18 protein-coding genes are annotated in these 18648 nt (G+C 70.6%); 8 read left to right on the top strand and 10 right to left on the bottom strand.

The features are described 5' to 3' along the window. Positions 1-314: 314 nt before the first annotated feature. Entirely contained in the window at positions 315-851 is a 537-nt protein-coding gene (locus ACIQM3_RS06970; RefSeq protein WP_401619723.1) for a phosphatase PAP2 family protein, read from the top strand. Here ACIQM3_RS06970 and ACIQM3_RS06965 read toward each other — a convergent pair. The 8 genes from ACIQM3_RS06965 to ACIQM3_RS06930 form a co-directional block, all read right to left on the bottom strand. Continuing rightward, the gene (locus tag ACIQM3_RS06965; RefSeq protein WP_401619720.1) at positions 836-2668 is read right to left on the bottom strand and encodes a chitinase; all 1833 of its coding nucleotides are present in this window, start codon (positions 2666-2668) and stop codon (positions 836-838) included. The two genes, ACIQM3_RS06970 and ACIQM3_RS06965, sit on opposite strands and share 16 nt — an antisense overlap. Before the next feature lie 81 nt (positions 2669-2749). Next, positions 2750-3211 carry a hypothetical protein gene (locus tag ACIQM3_RS06960; protein ID WP_401619717.1) on the bottom strand — a complete coding sequence of 154 codons (462 nt, stop codon included), beginning with the start codon at positions 3209-3211 and terminating at the stop codon, positions 2750-2752. Between the two features lie 176 nt (positions 3212-3387). Beyond that, complete coding sequence (locus ACIQM3_RS06955) at positions 3388-4803, bottom strand: NAD(P)/FAD-dependent oxidoreductase (protein ID WP_401619715.1); 1416 nt, start codon at positions 4801-4803, stop codon at positions 3388-3390. 20 nt (positions 4804-4823) lie between these two features. After that, positions 4824-5627, bottom strand: a complete 804-nt coding sequence (locus ACIQM3_RS06950) for an ABC transporter permease (protein ID WP_401619712.1) — start codon at positions 5625-5627, stop codon at positions 4824-4826. After that, complete coding sequence (locus ACIQM3_RS06945) at positions 5627-6550, bottom strand: ABC transporter permease (RefSeq protein ID WP_401619709.1); 924 nt, start codon at positions 6548-6550, stop codon at positions 5627-5629. The genes ACIQM3_RS06950 and ACIQM3_RS06945 overlap by 1 nt, the downstream gene beginning before the upstream one ends. Beyond that, a complete protein-coding gene (locus tag ACIQM3_RS06940) occupies positions 6547-7698 on the bottom strand; it encodes an ABC transporter ATP-binding protein (protein ID WP_401619706.1) in 1152 nt (383 codons plus the stop codon). The genes ACIQM3_RS06945 and ACIQM3_RS06940 overlap by 4 nt, the downstream gene beginning before the upstream one ends. A 50-nt stretch (positions 7699-7748) precedes the next feature. After that, positions 7749-8996 carry a spermidine/putrescine ABC transporter substrate-binding protein gene (locus tag ACIQM3_RS06935; protein ID WP_401619703.1) on the bottom strand — a complete coding sequence of 416 codons (1248 nt, stop codon included), beginning with the start codon at positions 8994-8996 and terminating at the stop codon, positions 7749-7751. A gap of 48 nt (positions 8997-9044) precedes the next feature. After that, positions 9045-10559, bottom strand: coding sequence for a gamma-aminobutyraldehyde dehydrogenase (locus tag ACIQM3_RS06930; RefSeq protein ID WP_401619700.1), 1515 nt, complete (start codon positions 10557-10559; stop codon positions 9045-9047). A 217-nt stretch (positions 10560-10776) separates the two neighbouring features. On the opposite strand from ACIQM3_RS06930, the gene ACIQM3_RS06925 reads away from it, so the two are divergent. Further along, entirely contained in the window at positions 10777-11316 is a 540-nt protein-coding gene (locus ACIQM3_RS06925; protein ID WP_401620051.1) for an NADAR family protein, read from the top strand. A gap of 73 nt (positions 11317-11389) precedes the next feature. On the opposite strand, the gene ACIQM3_RS06920 is transcribed toward ACIQM3_RS06925, so the two are convergent. Continuing rightward, a complete protein-coding gene (locus ACIQM3_RS06920; RefSeq protein WP_401619697.1) occupies positions 11390-12100 on the bottom strand; it encodes a DUF4190 domain-containing protein in 711 nt (236 codons plus the stop codon). A gap of 118 nt (positions 12101-12218) precedes the next feature. On the opposite strand from ACIQM3_RS06920, the gene ACIQM3_RS06915 reads away from it, so the two are divergent. From ACIQM3_RS06915 to ACIQM3_RS06890, 6 genes are all read left to right on the top strand, one after another. Further along, positions 12219-13253 (top strand): adenosine deaminase, encoded by a 1035-nt coding sequence (locus ACIQM3_RS06915; protein WP_401619694.1) that lies wholly within the window; start codon positions 12219-12221, stop codon positions 13251-13253. A gap of 23 nt (positions 13254-13276) precedes the next feature. Further along, the gene (locus ACIQM3_RS06910; protein ID WP_401619691.1) at positions 13277-13981 is read left to right on the top strand and encodes a glycerophosphodiester phosphodiesterase; all 705 of its coding nucleotides are present in this window, start codon (positions 13277-13279) and stop codon (positions 13979-13981) included. A 10-nt stretch (positions 13982-13991) separates the two neighbouring features. Further along, positions 13992-14840 (top strand): SAM-dependent methyltransferase, encoded by an 849-nt coding sequence (locus ACIQM3_RS06905; protein WP_401620048.1) that lies wholly within the window; start codon positions 13992-13994, stop codon positions 14838-14840. After that, complete coding sequence (locus tag ACIQM3_RS06900; protein WP_401619689.1) at positions 14840-16051, top strand: sensor histidine kinase; 1212 nt, start codon at positions 14840-14842, stop codon at positions 16049-16051. The genes ACIQM3_RS06905 and ACIQM3_RS06900 overlap by 1 nt, the downstream gene beginning before the upstream one ends. After that, positions 16048-16779: a response regulator gene (locus ACIQM3_RS06895; RefSeq protein ID WP_401619686.1), complete on the top strand. Its 732-nt coding sequence runs from the start codon at positions 16048-16050 to the stop codon at positions 16777-16779. The genes ACIQM3_RS06900 and ACIQM3_RS06895 overlap by 4 nt, the downstream gene beginning before the upstream one ends. Before the next feature lie 74 nt (positions 16780-16853). Further along, positions 16854-18059 (top strand): serine hydrolase domain-containing protein, encoded by a 1206-nt coding sequence (locus ACIQM3_RS06890; protein ID WP_401619683.1) that lies wholly within the window; start codon positions 16854-16856, stop codon positions 18057-18059. 3 nt (positions 18060-18062) lie between these two features. On the opposite strand, the gene ACIQM3_RS06885 is transcribed toward ACIQM3_RS06890, so the two are convergent. Further along, positions 18063-18569, bottom strand: coding sequence for a hypothetical protein (locus tag ACIQM3_RS06885; RefSeq protein WP_401619680.1), 507 nt, complete (start codon positions 18567-18569; stop codon positions 18063-18065). Positions 18570-18648: the final 79 nt, after the last annotated feature.

Here is an 18648-nt window from a genome sequence, read left to right as displayed (position 1 = left end):
GGATACCGTTGTCACTTCCGGTGCCTCCTTCCTCTGACGTACGGTTTCCCCAGATGAGAGAAACACCCCGCCCGCAGGGGACTGCGGGTGATGCCGGGCCGGGGCTCCCCCAGCGCCGTACCGGCCGTGCCATCGCGCACACCGCTGGAGCTTCGGGCTCCGGGACTCCTCACCGATCGGATGGCCGCCCGCCCCACACCCCCCGGGGCGCGCGGCAACCCGATCCGACCGGCCACCTCGGAACAATCCCCCCTGTTCCCCGGTGGCCGGTTCTTCTCGTTCCCGCTGCCGGTGCCCTGCTGGCGCTCTTCCTCGTGATCACCTGGCAGGTGCTGGCCGACGGCCCGCTGCTGGATCCCGACGAGCGCCTCGGCCTGGAGCTGGCCGGGCGGGGCCCCGCACCGCTCGCGGACCTCTTCGCCGACCTCGGCAACATGCAGGTCGCCCTTCCCGTGCTGGCGTGCGCGGTCCTCCTCGCCTGGTTCCGCCGCGCCAGGCGTGCGGCGGTGTACGCCGTCGTGACCATGGCGGCCGTCCCGGCGCTCGTCGTCCCGCTCAAGCTGTGGACGGACCGTCAGGGGCCGCTGACCGAGGCGACGGGCTACTACCCCTCGGGTCACACGACCACGGCGATGGTGGCGTACGGGGCCGCGGCCCTGCTGCTGGCCCCGCACCTGAAGCGGCCCTGGGTGACGCCCGTCGCCGCCGTCCTGCTCACGGCGGCGACGAGCGTCGGTCTGGTGCTGCGCGGCTACCACTGGCCGCTGGACGTGGTGGCCGCCTGGTGCGTCGGCGGAATGCTGCTGCTCGCCCTGCGGGCGGGCACGAGGAACGGTCAGCCGCCGAAGTAGGCGTCGAAGTTCTTCGAGAACTCCCAGTTGTTGAAGCGGTCCCAGTTGATGGACCACGTCATGAGCCCTCGCAGCCCCGACCAGGTGCCGTGGGTCGGGTACGAGCCGCAGTCGGTCTTCTTCGTCAGGCAGTTCAGCGCCTTGGTGACCTCGGCCGGTGAGGTGTGGCCGTTGCCCGCCGGGGTGGAGGCCGGAAGGCCGAAGGCGACCTGTTCGGGACGGAGCGCCGGGAAGACCTTGGCCTGGTCACCCGCGACCGGGAAGCCGGTGAGCAGCATGTCGGTCATGGCGATGTGGAAGTCGGCGCCGCCCATGGAGTGGTACTGGTTGTCCAGACCCATGATCGAACCCGAGTTGTAGTCCTGGACGTGCAGCAGGGTGAGGTCGTCCCGCAGGGCGTGGATGACGGGCAGGTAGGCGCCGGCGCGCGGGTCCTGGCCGCCCCAGGGGCCGGAGCCGTAGTACTGGTAGCCGAGCTGCACGAAGAAGGTCTCGGGGGCCATGGTGAGGACGAAGTCGTCGCCGTACTTGGCCTTGAGGGACTTCACCGCGGAGATGAGGTTCACGATCACCGGGGTCGTGGGGCTGCGGAAGTCGGTGTCGCCGGTGTTCAGCGAGAGCGAGTGGCCCTCGAAGTCGATGTCCAGGCCGTCCAGACCGTAGGTGTCGATGATCTTGGACACCGAGGAGACGAAGGCGTCACGGGCGGCGGTCGAGCTGAGCTGGACCTGGCCGTTCTGGCCGCCGATGGAGATCAGGACCTTCTTGCCCGCGGCCTGCTTGGCCTTGATGGCGGCCTTGAACTCCGCCTCGCTCTCCACGTTCGGGCACTCGGCCACGGGGCAGAGCGAGAAGCGGATGTCGCCGGACGTCACGGACGTCGGCTCGCCGAAGGCGAGGTTGATGACGTCCCACGAGCCGGGGACGTCGGCCATCCGCGTGTATCCGGAGCCGTTGGCGAAGCTGGAGTGCAGATAGCCGACGAGGGCGTGGGCCGGGAGACCGGCGTCGCCCCCTCCCCCGCCGCCCGTGGCGGTGGTGACGCCCACGGCCGCCGACTTCGCCGACTCACCGGCGGCGTTGACCGCACTGACCTGGAAGCTGTACGCGGACGAGGCGGTCAGCCCGGTGACGGTCGCCGAGGTTCCGGTGGTGTCCAGGATCTTCGTACCGCCGCGGTAGACGCGGTAGCCGGTGGCTCCGGCGGACGCCGACCAGGACAGCGGGACGGAGGACGCGGTGGCCGTGCCGGCCCGCAGTCCGGTGGGGGTGGCGGGCACGGCGACGGGGTCACCGCCCGGGCCGGTCAGGGTGAGGTCGTCGGCGTAGTAGGCGGGGGTGCCGTACCAGCCGTGGGTGTAGACCGTCACCGACGTGGTCGCGGGGCCGGTCCGGAAGCTGGTGGTGAGCTGCTTGTACGCCCCGGCCGACTGGGTCCAGGTGGAGACATCGGTGGTCCCGGTGCCGGACGCCCCGAGATAGACGTAGCTGCCCTGCACCCACGCGCCCAGCGTGTAGGTGGAGTCGGGCTTCACGGTCACCGTCTGGGAGCAGCGGGCATTGTCGCTGCCCGCCGGTGTCGCCTTGAGGGCCGAGGTGCCGCTGTGCACGGGCGTGCTGACGGCCGCACCGCTGCCGGCGGTGCAGCTCCAGCCGTCCAGTCCCGCTTCGAAGCCGCCGTTGCTCGCCAGATCCACGTCGGCCGCTCCGGCGGCCGGCGCCGTGGCGACCAGGGCGCCGACGGCGAGCAGGGCGGCCGAGAGGACCGCGATGGGTCCGGAGAGACGGACGGGTGGTCTGGATCCGGTGCGTTCCACAACAGCCTCCACGCAGGGGGGAATTGAGTGGTGCACAACATGGTCCAGACCAATCAGGTTGTCAAGACCTCTGGCGGTGCCTCACCCTCCGCCGTCGCGCGAGCCCCTGGCCGCCGCGGCCTCGTGCAGGGCCAGTTCCAGAAGGGTCGCGTCGGTGAGCGTGCCCGAGCCGTCCGGCGGGATCAGCCATCGCACCCCGCCCACGGTGCTGCCCGGCCGGGGGACGACGATCCACGTCCCCTCGCCGACCCCGCGGATGCCCGTCCCGACCCAGCGGGCCGCCGTCCCCGGGGGCACGAAGAAACCCATCCGGGCCTCGCCGAAGTCCGCGAGGACGGGCCCCGGCCTGTCGAGGAGCCGGGTCAGCACGTCGAGCGTGGGATAGCCCAGCTCCCCCGGAACGAGCAGCACGTCCCAGCGCCTTCCGGCGGGAAGCAGCGCCATCCCCTGGGGGTTGCGCTCCCACTCCCTCCGGCAGGCCCTCGGATCCGGCGCCACCGATGCGAGCCAGACGACCGCGGCCTCCGCCCCCGTGCGGGTCATGGGCCACCTTCCCTTCCCGTGGGCACCGGCGGCCGATGCCGGTGCGTACGGGAGGGAGAGGGGGGCGGAGCCGGATCATGACGCGGGTCGGCCCCGCTGATGAGAGTGAGCCCGGTCACGTCGGCGAGGCTTCCGCGTCCCGGAGGGCCGCCCCCGCCGGCAGCCCCGGGCCGGGCTCAGCTGTCGAAGCCCAGCCCCAGCCGGTCCATGGTCCGCAGCCACAGGTTGCGGTGCCCGCCATGGCTGTCCGCCCGGGCCAGGGACCTCTTGGTGAGCTCGATCCCGGTCCAGGCGAACGGCTCCGGCGGGAAGGGCATCGGCTTGGAGCGGACCATGCCGAGCGCGGTCCGCCCGGTCTCCCGCCCCGAGAGGAGGTCGAGCATGACCTCGGCTCCGAAACGCGTGGCTCCGACGCCCAGTCCGGTGTATCCGGCGGCATACGCGACCCGGCCGCGGTGGGCCGTACCGAAGAAGGCGGAGAATCGGGAGCACGTGTCGATCGCACCGCCCCAGGCATGGCTGAATCGCACGCCCGTCAATTGGGGAAAGCACTCGAAGAACTGCCCGGCGAGTTTCAGGAAGGTCTCCGGCCGCTGGTCCAGCGACGCGTTCAGCCGGCCACCGTACGGATATACGGCGTCGTATCCACCCCACAGGATCCGGTTGTCCGCGGAGAGCCGGAAATAGTGGAACTGGTTGGCGCTGTCGCCGAGCCCCTGACGGTTGCGCCAGCCGACGGAGGCGAGCTGGTCCGCGCTCAGCGGCTCCGTCATCAGCGCGTAGTCGTACACCGGGACCGTGTACGGGCGCACCCGCCTCACCAGCGACGGGAAGACGTTCGTACCGAGCGCGACGTCCCGGGCGAACACCCTGCCGTACGGGGTGCGCACCGCCGTGCCCGCGCCCGACCGGGCGATTTCGAGGCCCGGGGTGTGCTCGTAGATCCGTACGCCGAGGCCGGTGCACGCCTCCTTCAGACCCCAGGCGAGCTTCGCCGGGTGCAGCATGGCGACGCCACGCCGGTCCAGCAGTCCGCCCAGGAATGTCGGTGAGTCGACTTCCGCGCGCACCTGGTCGCGGTCCAGGAATTCGAGGCCCCCGAGGCCGAGGCCCTCGGCCCGGAGGTGCCATTCCCGCAGCTCGTCGAGCTGGTGGGGCTGGGTCGCCACATCGATCTCACCGGTGCGCTCGAACTCGCAGTCGAGGGAGTAGCGGGCGACGGCCGCCTCGATGGCGTCGAGGTTCCGCGTGCCCAGCTCCTCCAGCTTCCCGATCTCGTCCGGCCAGCGCTCCAGACCGTTGGCCAGGCCGTGGGTCAGCGAGGCGGCGCAGAAACCGCCGTTGCGGCCCGAAGCGGCCCAGCCCACCTCATGGCCCTCGATGAGGACGACATCGCGCCCGGGGTCCCGTTCCTTGGCGATCAGCGCGGTCCACAGGCCGCTGTAACCGCCGCCGACGACCAGGAGATCGCACCGCTCGTCGCCGGTCAGGGTGGGGCGGGCTTCCGGCTTCCCCGGGTCGTCGAGCCAGTAGGACAGGGGGCGCGCTTCGGAGAGCGAGTGTGCGGCAGTACGCATGGCATCCGGCGCCATGGTTTCCAACTCCTTCGTTTTCACTTTCCCGCGTTGCTTCTGCGCCGGTTCGCAATGAGCTGTCCGACGAGAACGACCGCCACGGCGATGACGAACATCGCCGTGCCGATGACGTTGATCTGCACGGGTGTGCCTCGCTGCGCCGAGCCCCAGACGAACATGGGGAACGTCACCGTGGAGCCCGCGTTGAAATTGGTGATGATGAAATCGTCGAAGGAGAGCGCGAAGGCGAGCAGCGCTCCCGCGGCGATTCCTGGGGCGGCGATCGGGAGCGTCACCCGGACGAAGGTCTGCACGGGTCCCGCGTACAGATCGCGGGCGGCCTCCTCCAGCCTCGGGTCCATCGACATCACACGCGCCTTGACCGCCGTCACCACGAAGCTGAGACAGAACATGACGTGGGCGATGAGGACGGTCCAGAAGCCGAGCTCGGCGCCCATGTTGAGGAAGAGCGTCAGCAGCGACGCCGCCATGACGACCTCGGGCATCGCCATCGGCAGGAAGATCAGGGAGTTGATCGCGCCGCGCGCCCTGAAGCGGTAGCGGACCAGCGCGAAGGCGATCATCGTGCCGAGCACGGTGGCCCCGACGGTCGCCCAGACGGCGATCCGCAGCGAGAGCGAGAGCGAACCGCAGAGGTCGGCGACGCCGCAGGGGTCCTTCCACGCGTCCAGGGAGAACTCCTGCCAGGCGTAGTTGAAACGCCCCACCGGCCGGTTGAAGGAGAAGACCATCACGACGATGTTCGGCAGGATCATGTAGGCCAGGGTCAGCAGACCCGCGATCACGACCAGGTTCCGGCGGAGCATGCGGAGTACGGGCATCAGACCAGGTCCTCCGTCCCGGAGCGGCGGATGTAGACGGTGACCACGAGCAGGACGACCGCCATGAGGATGAACGAGAGCGCGGCCGCCGTCGGGTAGTCCAGGACCCGCAGGAACTGGGTCTGGATGACGCTGCCGACCATCTTGGTGTCGGTGGAGCCGAGGAGTTCCGCGTTGACGTAGTCACCGCTGGCCGGGATGAACGTCAGCAGGGTGCCGGAGACGACGCCGGGCATGGACAGCGGCAGCGTCACCTTGCGGAAGGTGGTGGCGGGGGTGGCGTACAGGTCGCCCGCGGCCTCGTGCAGCCGGCCGTCGATCCGTTCCAGCGAGGTGTAGAGCGGAAGGATCATGAACGGGAGGAAGTTGTACGTCAGACCGCAGACGACGGCCATGGGGGTGGCCAGGACCCGGTTGTTCTCGGTCCAGCCGAGCCAGGCGGTGACATCCAGGACGTGCAGGCTGTCGAGCACGTCGACGACCGCCCCGCCGTCCGCGAGGATCGTCTTCCAGGCCAGCGTCCGGATCAGGAAGCTGGTGAAGAACGGCGCGACGACCAGCACGAGCACCAGGTTGCGCCAGCGGCCGGCCTTGAACGCGATCAGATAGGCGAGCGGGTAGCCGAGCAGCAGGCACAGGAGCGTGGCCGTGCCGGCGTACAGCAGGGACCGGACGAACTGCGGGTAGTAGTCGGCCAGGGCGTCCCAGTACGTCCGGAAGTGCCAGGTGACCTCGAAGCCCTTCTCCAGGGATCCCGTCTGGACGGAGGTCGACGCCTGGTAGACCATCGGCAGCGCGAAGAACACGACCAGCCACAGGATGCCGGGAAGCAGCAGCCAGTAGGGGACGAGCCGCCTGCGGGTGGACGGCTTGCGGGCCACGGTCTCCGCGGGGGGCGCGGGTGGCGCCTTCGTGACGCTCACGCCACCTCCTCCAGGCCTTCCGTGCCGGCGTCGATGGACTGGTCCGCGTCGAGTCCGAAGGTGTGCTCGGGGTTCCAGTGCAGGACGACGTCGGCGCCGGGTACGAGCCGGCTGTCGCGCTCGATGTTCTGCTCGTAGACCTGGAGTGCCGTGCCGGCCGGGCTCTCGACGACGTACTGCGTGGAGACGCCGATGAAGCTGGAGTCGGTGATACGGCCGGTGACCCGGTTGCGGCCGTCGGGTATCGCGGCCGCGTCGGCGGTGTGGGTGAGGGAGATCTTCTCGGGGCGGACGCCCACGAGCAGCTTGCCCCCGCCCCGGGCGGGGGACGCGCACCGCCCGCCGGGCAGCCTGAGCTTCCCGCCGCCGGCCGTGACGACGACGTCCGTACCCGTGGAGACGATCTCCCCCTCGATGAGGTTGGAGGTGCCGAGGAAGTTCGCCACGAAGGTGGTCCGGGGGTTCTCGTAGAGGTCGGCGGGGGCGCCGAGCTGCTCGACGCGGCCGCCGTTCATCACCGCGACGGTGTCGGCCATGGTCATGGCCTCCTCCTGGTCGTGGGTGACGTGGATGAACGTGATGCCGACCTCGGTCTGGATCCGCTTGAGTTCGAGCTGCATCTGGCGGCGCAGTTTGAGGTCGAGGGCACCCAGGGGCTCGTCGAGGAGGAGGACCTGGGGGTGGTTGATGAGCGCGCGGGCCACGGCGACGCGCTGCTGCTGCCCGCCGGAGAGCTGGTGCGGCTTGCGTCGGGCGAAGTCGCCGAGCTGGACGAGGTCCAGCATCTCGCCGACCTGCTTCTTCACGGACTTGATGCCGCGGCGGCGCAGCCCGAAGGCGACGTTCTCGCTGACGTCGAGGTGCGGGAAGAGCGCGTAGCTCTGGAAGACGGTGTTGACGGGCCGCTTGTACGGGGGCAGGCCGGTGATGTCGCGGCCGCCCAGCGAGACCGTGCCGGTGGTTGCCTCCTCCAGGCCGGCGATCATGCGCAGGGTGGTGGTCTTGCCGCAGCCGGACGCGCCGAGCAGCGCGAAGAAGGAGCCCTGCGGGACGGTGAGGTCGAGGGGGTGCACTGCGGTGAAGGAGCCGTAGGTCTTGCTGATCCCGGTGAGACGGACGTCGCCGCCCTCTGTCTGCTGCTGTGTCATGGGTCGCGGTCCCAGTGGTGTCGGGGGAGAAAGGGAGGGGGACGGGCCGGTCAGGCGCCGATGAGCTTGGCGAACTTCTCCTCGTACGCCGTCTCTTCCTCGGAGCTGAGGGAGCGGAAGGCCCGCGACTTCGCGGCCATCGCCTTGTCGGGGAGGATCAGCGTGTTGGACGCCATCGATTCGTCGATCTTCGCCAGTTCGCCGGCGACCCCGTCCACGGGGCAGACGTAGTTGATGTAGGCGGCGAGCTGGGCCGCGACGGGGAGCTCGTAGTAGTAGTCCATGAGCTTCTCGGCGTTGGTCTTGTGCCGGGCGTGGGCCGGGACCAGCATGTTGTCGCTCGACGTGATGTAACCGGCGGGCGGGATGGAGAACTTGATCGCCGGGTTGTCCGCCTGGAGCTGGATGATGTCGCCCGCCCAGGCGACACAGGCCGCGATGTCACCCTTGCTCAGGTCCGCGGTGTAGTCGTTGCCGGTGAAGCGGCGTATCTGCTTCGTGTCGACGCCCTTCTGCATCCGGCCGATCGCCGCGTCGAAGTCGGCGTCGGTGAAGGTGCCCGGGTCCTTGCCCATGTCGAGGAGCGTCATGCCGACCGAGTCGCGCATCTCGGAGAGGAAGGAGACCTTGCCCTTGAGCGCCGGGTCGTCGAGCAGCTGGGTGACGGAGTCGACCTTCCGGCCGCCGGTCGCCTTCTCGTTGTAGGCGATGACGGTCGGGATGCCGGTCCATGGATAGGAGTAGGCGCGTCCCGGGTCCCAGTCGGGCCTGCGGAACTGGGCCGACAGGTTGGCGAAGGCGTGCGGGAGGTTCGCGTGGTCGAGCTTCTGCGCCCAGCCGAGCCGGATGATGCGTGCGGCCAGCCAGTCCGTCACGATGACGAGGTCGCGGCCGGTGTCCTGGCCCGCCGCGAGCTGCGGCTTGATCTTCCCGAAGAACTCGACGTTGTCGTTGATGTCCTCGGTGTACTTGACCTCGATCCCGGTGCGTTTCGTGAACGCGTCCAGGGTCGGACGGCTCTTCTCGTCCTCGCTGACGTCCATGTACTCGGTCCAGTTGGAGAAGTTGATCCGCTTCTCCGCTGCCGAGTGGTCGTCGGAGGCCGCGGCGTCCCCTTCCCGCTCGGCGGGCGGGATGCCGCACGCGCTCAGCGCCCCGAGGCCGCCGAGCGCGAGGGCGGCCGTGCCCGACGCCCTCAGAAGGGAACGGCGGGTGAGGGCGCCCCTGCCGTTCGTGAGGCTCCGCCTCATGGCGGCCAGCTGGGGCGCGGAGAGGCGCTCGGGCTCGTACTGCTCCATACGCGTGTGCCCTTCCGGGTGGGTGGGGCCGCCGGGCGGCGGCCGCTGCTATCGGTCCCCGAAGACGGTGCGGTGCCAGTCCTTCCTGGCCACCGCGGTGTTGTCGTACATGACGTGCTTGACCTGCGTGTACTCCTCGAAGGAGTACGACGACATGTCCTTGCCGAAGCCGCTGGCGCGGTATCCGCCGTGCGGCATCTCGCTGATGATCGGGATGTGGTCGTTGATCCACACGCAGCCCGCCCTGAGCTCACGGGTGGCGCGGTTGGCCCGGTACAGCCCGGTGCTCCAGGCGGAGGCGGCCAGTCCGTACGGGGTGTCGTTGGCGAGGCGGATTCCCTCGTCGTCGGTGTCGAAGGGCAGCACCACCAGGACGGGTCCGAAGATCTCCGAGCTGACGATCTCGCTGTCCTGGGCGGCGCCCGTGATCAGGGTCGGCCGGTAGTAGGCGCCGTCGGCGAGTTCGCCCCCAGGAGCCTCGCCGCCGGTGACGACGGTGGCGTAGGCGCGGGCCCGGTCGACGAATCCGGCTACACGGTCGCGCTGCTGATGGCTGATCAGCGGACCGAGGTCGGTCGAAGGGTCGAAGGGGTCACCGAGCCGCACGCTCTCCATCAGGGTGGCGACCCCGCTCACGAACGCGTCGTAGAGGGGGCGCTGGACGTAGGCGCGGGTGGCGGCCGTGCAGTCCTGGCCCGTGTTGATGAGGGCCCCGGCGACCGCTCCGTGTACCGCGGCTTCGAGATCGGCGTCGTCGAACACGAGGAAGGGCGCCTTGCCGCCGAGTTCCAGGTGCAGGCGCTTGACGGTGGAGGTGGCGAGCGCGGCGACCCGCTTGCCGACGGCGGTGGAGCCGGTGAAGGAGGTCATCACGACGTCGGGGTGGCTCACGAGGTGCTCACCCGCGTCCCGGCCGGCGCCGGAGACGATGTTGATCACGCCGTCGGGGATGCCTGCCTCCGTGGCGGCCTGCGCGAACATCAGCGAGGTCAGCGGCGTGATCTCGGCAGGCTTCAGCACGATGGTGTTGCCCGCCGCGACGGCCGGGAGGATCTTCCAGGCGGCCATCTGGAGCGGGTAGTTCCAGGGCGCGATCGAGCCGATGACGCCGAGGGCCTCGCGGCGTACGTAGGAGGTGTGGTCGCCGCTGTACTCCCCGGCCGACTTCCCTTCGAGGTGGCGGGCGGCCCCGGCGAAGAACGAGGTGTTGTCGACCGTGCCGGGGACGTCGAACTCGGTGGAGAGCTTGACCGGCTTCCCGCACTGCAGGGATTCGGCATGGGCGAAATCTTCCGCCTGCCCGTCGAGTACGGCGGCGAAGCGGTGCAGTGCCTCCGACCGTTCGCCAGGGGTCAGCCCTGACCAGCCGGGGAACGCCTCCCTGGCGGCGGCCACTGCCGCGTCGACGTCGTCGGTACCCGCGAGCTCGTAGCGCAGGACCGTGCTGCCCGTCGCGGGGTCCACCACGTCCTGATGGCGTCCCGATGTTCCGGGACGCAGCTGTCCGCCGATGTACTGCGCACCCTCGGCGAAGCGGTCCCGCACCTGGAAAGCGTTGCCCATGACGTTCTCCTCCGCTGCCCCGTGACCAGGGGCGGCGTAGCTTCTTGTCGAATTGAGTGCCGATCCTGACAGAGGGCACCTCTACCAACAAGTGATTCCGTTGTTTCCTTTTGGTTACGCGACGGAATCTGTCGACGATGTGTCTCGTGCGTACGGAAATCCCTGTACGGGCTGTCAGTGGCGGATGCCAGACTCGGCTGCCATGGGACAGGAACACATGGACGGCCTCCTGGCACGCGCGGCCCGCGGGGAGAACGTGAAGTACCTGCCGTTCTGGGGGCATCGGCCCCGCTCGGACGGCAGGCTCGGTGAGAGCTGCCTCAGTCAGTGGTGGCCGGCGCCGTTCACGGTCGCTTCGGTCACCTACGCCTCGGCCGAGCACTGGATGATGGCCGGCAAGGCCAGGCTCTTCGGGGACGCGGAGGCCGAGGCCCTGGCCGTGTCCGCGAGCAGCCCGGCGGCGGCGAAGAAGGTGGGCCGGCTGGTCAAGGGCTTCGACGACGGCGTGTGGGCGCGGGAGAGGTTCGCCCTGGTCGTCGAGGGCAGCGTCCACAAGTTCGGTCAGGACCCGGCGCTGCGGGCGTTCCTGCTCGGCACCGGTGAGCGCGTGCTCGTCGAGGCCAGTCCGATGGACCGGATATGGGGCATCGGGCTCGCCAAGGACGATCCGCGCACCGCGGACCCGGCTTCCTGGCGCGGTCTGAATCTGCTGGGGTTCGCGCTGATGGAGGCGCGGACGCGGCTGCGCGCGGGGTGATACGGCGCGTGGCCGGGCTCCGGGACACCTGTCCGGTCCCCGGGCCCGGCCACGGGCAGCCGTGCGCCGTCGGTCAGCGGGAGGTGCCGACGACCAGTGACGTGGCGTAGGGGTCGTCGTAGTCGTAGCTGCTGCCCGACTCGTCGTTGGCGATGGCCCAGATCAGGAATCCGAGGAAGACCGCGCTGACGACGATCGAGACCGAACCCAGAATGATCCCGGCGAGGGCCATGCCCCCGTTGGTCGCCTCACCGCGCTTGGCGCGGCCCCGGCCGATGATCCCGAAGATCAGGGCGAGGATGCCCAGGATGATCCCCAGCCCCCACATGCAGAAGCCGACCACCGCGATGATGCCGAGGACCATCGCAGCGGTCCCCAGCCCGTTCGCGGGCGCGGGGCCCCAGGGCTGCTGGCCGCCGTAGCCGGGGTATCCCGGGTAGCCGTACGAGGCCGAGGGCGCGGCGGGAGCAGCCGGGTAGCCGTACGCCGCCGACGGCGCGGCAGGGGCGGCCGGATAGCCGTACTGCCCGGCCTCCCCCGGCCCGTTCGGCCCGACCGGCGGGGCCGGGACAGGGGGCTGCTGGGGGCCGAAGGTCCCGGCCGGTCCGGGTATGGGCCCGGTGCCCGCGTCGACGCCCGGCATGGACGTGACCGTGGGCTGGTTGTGCACAGCGGGCGGAACGGCGTCCGTGGGCTGCTTGCCGAGCTCGACCCTGCTGTCCGGCGGAGCCCACGGATCGCGCGGCGCGCCCTCGCCCCCGGGCTGCTGTGTGTTGTCTGACATGGGCCTCCCCCATCGTGGTCCCGCCATGCTACGGCCCGGCATCCGCCCGCAGGGCCCCGCCTACGATGATCGGTGCAGCCGGTACACCCGGCCCGAAACAGAGATCCGGGAGTATTCGATGAACGACCTGCATCCCTTCATCGCGGGGCTTCCCAAGGCCGAGCTCCACGTGCACCACGTGGGGTCGGCCTCTCCGCGCATCGTGGCCGAACTGGCGGCCCACCACCCCGACTCCAAGGTCCCCACGGACCCGGAGGCGCTGTCGGACTTCTTCACCTTCACCGACTTCGGACACTTCATCGACGTCTATCTCTCGGTGGTGGACCTGATCCGCACCCCCGAGGACGTCCGGCTGCTGACCTTCGAGATCGCCAGGGACATGGCACGGCAGAACATCCGGTACGCGGAGCTGACCGTGACCCCGTTCAGCTCGACCCGCCGGGGGATCCCGGAGCAGGGCTTCATGGAGGCCATCGAGGACGCCCGCAGGGCGGCCGAGGCCGAGCTCGGCACCGTGCTGCGCTGGTGCTTCGACATTCCGGGTGAGGCCGGCCTGGAAGCCGCGGAGGAGACGACCCGGCTCGCTGTCGACCTGCGGCCCGAGGGGTTGGTCTCCTTCGGCCTGGGCGGACCCGAGGTCGGCGTGGAGCGCCCGCAGTTCAAGCCCTACTTCGACCGTGCGATCGCCGAGGGCCTGCACTCCGTCCCGCACGCCGGGGAGACCACGGGCCCGGGGACCGTCTGGGACGCGCTCACCGCGCTGCGCGCGGAGCGCATCGGCCACGGCACCAGCTCCACCCAGGACCCGAAGCTGCTGGCGCATCTCGCCGAGCACCGCATCGCCCTGGAGGTCTGCCCGACGTCGAACATCGCCACCCGGGCCGTCGCCGACATCGACCAGCACCCGATAAAGGAGATGGTCGAAGCGGGCGTCCTCGTCACGGTCAACAGCGACGACCCGCCCATGTTCGGCACCGACCTCAACAACGAGTACGGGGTGGCGGCCAGGCTGCTCGGCCTGGATGAGCGCGGAGTGGCCGAACTGGCGAAGAACGCCGTGGAGGCCTCCTTCCTGGACCCGGCCGGCAAGCGGACGCTGGCCGCCGAGATCGACACGTACACGACGAGCTGGCTGGAGGCCCCCGGCCGGTGACCCCGGCCGGACACAATGGCCCCATGACCACCTCTGTCACCGCCGTGGCACACCGCGGCGATCCCTACCGTGCCCGCGAGAACACGCTCCCCTCGATCCGGTCCGCCGTGGAACGGGGGGCGGACGCGGTCGAGATCGATGTCCGCGTCACTCGGGACCGGGTGCCCGTGCTGCTCCACGACTCCACGCTGGAGCGGCTGTGGGGCCATGACGTCCGCCTCGACCGGCTGGACCACCGGGAGTTGAAGGAGAGGACCGGCGGCGGGGTGCCCGCCCTGCGCGAGGCGCTTTCCGCCGCCGGCGACCGGCGGATCATGGTCGACCTGCCCGGCGCGACCGACGCCTCCGTGAAGGAGGTCGTCGGTGTGGTGCGGGAGTGCGGGGCGGAGGAGCGCGTGTACTACTGCGCGGACACGCACGCGATGCTGAAGGTGCGAGCGGCCGATCCGTCGGCCGAGATCGCGCTGACCTGGACGACGCTCGCGCCCCCGCGTGCCGTACTGCTGGAGGCGGTGCGGCCTCGCTGGCTGAACTACCGTTTCGGGCTGCTGAGCCGCGAGCTGGCCGACCGTGTCCACTCCGACGGGCTGCTGGTCTCCGCCTGGACGGCGGACACCAGGCGCACCATGCGCCGGCTGCTCGCGTACGGGGTCGACTCCATCACCACCAACCGGATCGACTCGCTCCGGGCCCAGTTGGCGAACTCCCCTTACTCTGGCGCTTCTTGATCGGTCCGGCATCATGGGCGGGTCCGTACCGTCCGTGATCCCAGGAGCAGACGTGACCGAGCCCGGCCGTCCCATCGCACCCTCCCGTGTACGTTCCGACATCGCCCACAACGCCCGGGTGTGGAACTACTGGCTGGGTGGCGGCGACAACTACCCCGTCGACCGCGCGGTGGGCGACCGGGTGACCGGCATGTATCCGAGCATCGGCGAAGTGGCCCGCGCGGACCGGGCGTTCCTGGGCCGGGTGGTGCGCCATCTGGCCGGTGACGCGGGGATCGGCCAGTTCCTGGACATAGGTACCGGGCTCCCGACCGCGGACAACACCCATGAGGTCGCCCAGCACACCGCGCCCGACGCACGCGTCGTCTATGTCGACAACGACCCGATCGTCCTGGCGCACGCGCGCTCCCTGCTCAGCAGCTCGCCGGAGGGCGCCACCGAGTACATCGAAGCGGACGCCCGGGATCCGGAGCACATCCTGCGCGCGGCGGGACAGACCCTGGACCTCCGGCGACCGGTCGCCGTGATGATGCTGGGCATCCTCAACTTCGTCCTGGACACGGACGAGGCGCGCGGCATCGTGACGAAGCTGATGGACGCCCTGCCGTCCGGCAGCCATCTGGTGCTCACCCATCCCACGCTGGAGCTGGGCGGCGAGGGCAACGAGGCCGCGATGCGCTTCTGGAACGAGAACGCCACCCCGCCGATCACGGCTCGCAGCCGTTTCGAGTTCGCCTCGTTCCTCGACGGCCTGGACATCCTGGAGCCGGGCATCGTGTCCTGCTCCCGCTGGCGGGCCGGCCCCGCGGGCCGCACCCCCGAGGTCGCCCAGTTCGGCGCGGTGGGCCGGAAGCCCTGATGGTGAGACCCGTCGTACGGAGACCGGGCGCGCGATGGGTTCCGCGTGGGGCCTGGGCCACCGACATCGGCGTCGTGCTGCTGGTGCAGGCCGCGGTGACCATGCCGTTCGTGGTGCCCCGCTCGGCCGGTCTGCCGCCGGCCACCTGGGCGGCGTACGGGCTGACGACGCTGACCGTGCTGCCGCTGGTGGCCCGCCGGCGTGCGCCCGTCGCCACGTTGGTCGCGGTGCTCGCGGCGGGCGCCGCGTACAGGTTCACCGTGGACGGCCCGGGCCAGCCCCTCCCGTACACCGGGCTGGTGGCGTTCTACACGGTGGCCGAGCTGTCCCCGCCCCGGCGGCGGATGGCGGTCGCCGTACTGGTGATGACGGCGGTGTTCCCGTCGGTGGCGTGGAACACCGGCGAGGCCAGGGAGCTGCTGTTCTCACTGTTCGTCTTCGCCGCCGCGTACGCCTTCGGACGGTTCACCCACACCCGTAAGGCGTACATCCGGGCGATGGAGGACCGGGCCCGGCAGCTGGAGGTGACCCACCGGATCGAGGCCGAACAGGCGGCCGCGCGCGAGCGGGCGAGGATCGCCCGGGAGATGCACGACATCCTCTCCCACGCGGTGAGTCTGATGATCGTGCAGGCGGAAGCCGGTCCGGTGGCCGTGCGCACGGCGCCCGACCGCGCGGAGGCGGCGTTCGACGCCATCTCGGAGACGGGCAGGGACGCGATGGTGCAGCTGCGCCGCATGCTCGGGGTGCTCCGGGAGGACGGCCCCGGAGACCTCCCCGCGCCGCGAGCCCCGCAGCCCGCGCTGGCGGAGCTCCCGGCCCTGCTCGACCGGGTCCGCTCCGGCGGACCGGAGGTCACGTACACGGTGACGGGCCGGCCGCGGCCGCTGCCCCAGGACACCGAGGCCACGGTCTACCGGATCGTCCAGGAGGCACTGACGAACGTCGTCAGACACGCCCGTGCGAGCCGTGTGACGGTGGAACTGGACCACTCCCCGGCCGGGCTGACCGTCACCGTGACGGACGACGGGCGGGGCCCGGGCACCACCACCGGCCTGGGACTGGTCGGCATCCGGGAGCGGGCCGCCGCTCACGGGGGGACGGCCCGGGCCGGGGCGGGACCGGGCGACCAAGGGTTCCAGGTGCTCGTGGTCCTGCCCCTCGAGCCCTCGCCGCCCCTTGTACCCTCGCCCGAGGGGGTGGGGAGTTGACGATCCGCGTGGTGGTGGCGGACGACCAGGAGCTGGTGCGCAGCGGTTTCGCCATGATCCTGGACGCTCAGCCGGACATAGAGGTGCTCGCCGAGGCGGGGGACGGCGCGCAGGCGCTCGAAGCGGTGCGCGGACTGCGGCCCGACGTCGCGCTGCTGGACATCAGGATGCCCGTCATGGACGGCATCGAGGCCTGCCGGGCGATCAGTGCCCGGAGTGACTGCCGCACGGTGATGCTGACCACCTTCGACTCGGACGAGTACGTCTACGAGGCGCTGCACGCGGGCGCGAGCGGGTTCCTGCTGAAGGACGTCCGGCGGGACGATCTGGTGCACGCGGTACGGGTGGTCGCGGCCGGGGAGTCGCTGGTCGCGCCGTCCGTGGCCCGCCGGCTGATCGCCGAGTACACCTCACGGCCGTCTCCCGGCCGCTCGCCCGTGGGATCGGACCGGCTGGACGTGCTCACCGCCCGGGAGCGGGAGACTCTTCTCCACCTGGCGCGCGGGCTCTCCAACGCCGAGATCGCCGCGGCGCTGGTGGTCAGCGAGCACACGGTGAAGACCCACGTGGGCAACGTGCTGTCCAAGCTGGGCCTGAGAGACCGCATCCAGGCCGTCATCTGCGCCTACGAAACAGGGCTCGTCGCTCCCTCGCCCGAGGGAGGGGCCTCCGCCGCCTCCCCCGCTCGGGGGAAGCGGTCTCCCTCCCAGGACCCCTCGCTCGGGTGATCCGCCGGGGACTCCGGATCAACAGGATGGAGCCATCGAGCAGTTACGGACTTCATCTCTCCCGGAGGCATCCCATGAACTCCCGTGCCCGCACACTGCTGGCCGCTGCCCTGGTCCTCGGTATCGCAGCGGGGCCCGCCGCTCCGGCCGCGTTCGCGAACACCACCGCCACCGCGCCGCACGCGGGCGACGCCCGCACACGCACCGTCCCCGAGGCGGACGCCGAAGCCCTGGGCGCGGCGATCGCCGGGCTGCCCGCCGACGATGCCACCGCCGCACTCGTGCGGGTCGGCGGCACCGACGGCAGCTGGCGTGGGAGCTCAGGCGTGCACGATCTCGTCTCCAACCGCCCGGCCGACCCGGCGGGGCGCTTCCGGGCCGGGTCGGTGACCAAGGTCTTCACCGCCGCCACGGCGCTGCAGCTGGCCGGCGAGCGGAAGCTGGACCTCGACCGCACGGCCAGGCACTACCTCCCGGACCTGATCCCGGCGGCCTACGGCCGGGTGACCGTCCGGCAGCTGCTCGATCACACCAGCGGGATACCGGCCGCTCAGATGCCCGGCAAGACCCTGGAGGAGGCGTACGCCCACCGCTTCGACCCGCACACGCCGCGCGGGATGGTCTCCTCGGCCATGGCGCAGGCCCCGGAGTTCGCACCCGGCCGGAGCCAGCACTATCTCAACATCAACTACACGGTGCTGGGGCTGCTCATAGAGAAGGTGACCGGCGACTCGTACGCCCACCAGGTGGGCGAGCGCATCCTGCGCCCCCTGGGCCTGCGCTCCACGTCGTTCCCCGGCACCGACCCGGGAATCCGGGGTCCGCACAACCACGGGTATCAGCTCTTCGACACCCCGGGCGGCGGCACGGAGCTGCGGGACGTGACGGTGTGGGGTGTGACCGACGCCTGGGCGGCCGGGGACATCGTCTCGACCACGGCCGACCTGGAGCGCTTCACCCGTGCGCTGTTCGCCGGGAGGGTCGTGCGCGGCCCGCTGCTGGAGGAGATGTTCACGCTGCCCGCCTCCTCGGTGCGTACGTACCTGACGGGTGCGCCCGCCCGGTACAGCGCGGGGCTGAGCGTGCTGACCCTGGGCGGGCGTGAGGTGTGGGGGAAGACGGGCGGCCGCTGGGGCTACAACACGGTGATGGCGGCCACCCGCGATCTCTCCAGAACACTGGTGTACAGCGTCAACTCCACCGACGCGAAGGGCCAGGACATGAACGCCACGGCGATGGACATCGTGGTGGCGGCCTTCGGGGCCCCGCCGGCCGGGTGAGTGTCACGCCGTCACGGTCACCGCCTCCAGGCGCTTGATCACGCGGCGGACGACGAGGAGCGGGATGACCCCGAAGACTCCGAAGGACATGTCGATGACGGTCCACCAGAAGGGGATGTCCCGGATCGGCCCGCAGATCAGGGCGAGCGGGATGATCCCGGCACAGGCGATCATCCCGAACTCGATCACCCAGATGTTGCGGACCGGGTCGCGGTAGGGGCCGTAGAAGGCGACCGCGATGACGAGGTGGGCGAAGGCCAGCCAGTCGGTGCCGTACAGCACGAAGGGGTAGTTCGCGTCGGCCTCGTCGAGACCGGCCCGGACCCGGGAGATCCACTCCATCAGGGCCGGGAAGTGCTCAGGGACGGGGGAGGCGGACGAGGCCAACAGGTCCTCGGCCCAGTGGAGTTCGGTGACCAGCGGGAAGGCGGTCAGCCCGCTGAGCACCAGACAGACGATGAAGACGACCAACCACACGCGTATGCGCCGCAAGAGGGCTCGCTCGCTCATGGCCGCAGCGTACGCCCATCATGAACACGTTCAAAAGTTGGGTCGGCGGCGGTGCCGCCTCCTCCGGCCCCCACGCGTA

This window comes from Streptomyces sp. NPDC091271 (assembly GCF_044757505.1).
Lineage (GTDB): Bacteria > Actinomycetota > Actinomycetes > Streptomycetales > Streptomycetaceae > Streptomyces.
The sequence above is the reverse complement of the archived record's forward strand: the minus strand, read 5'-3'. Positions and strand labels throughout refer to the sequence as shown.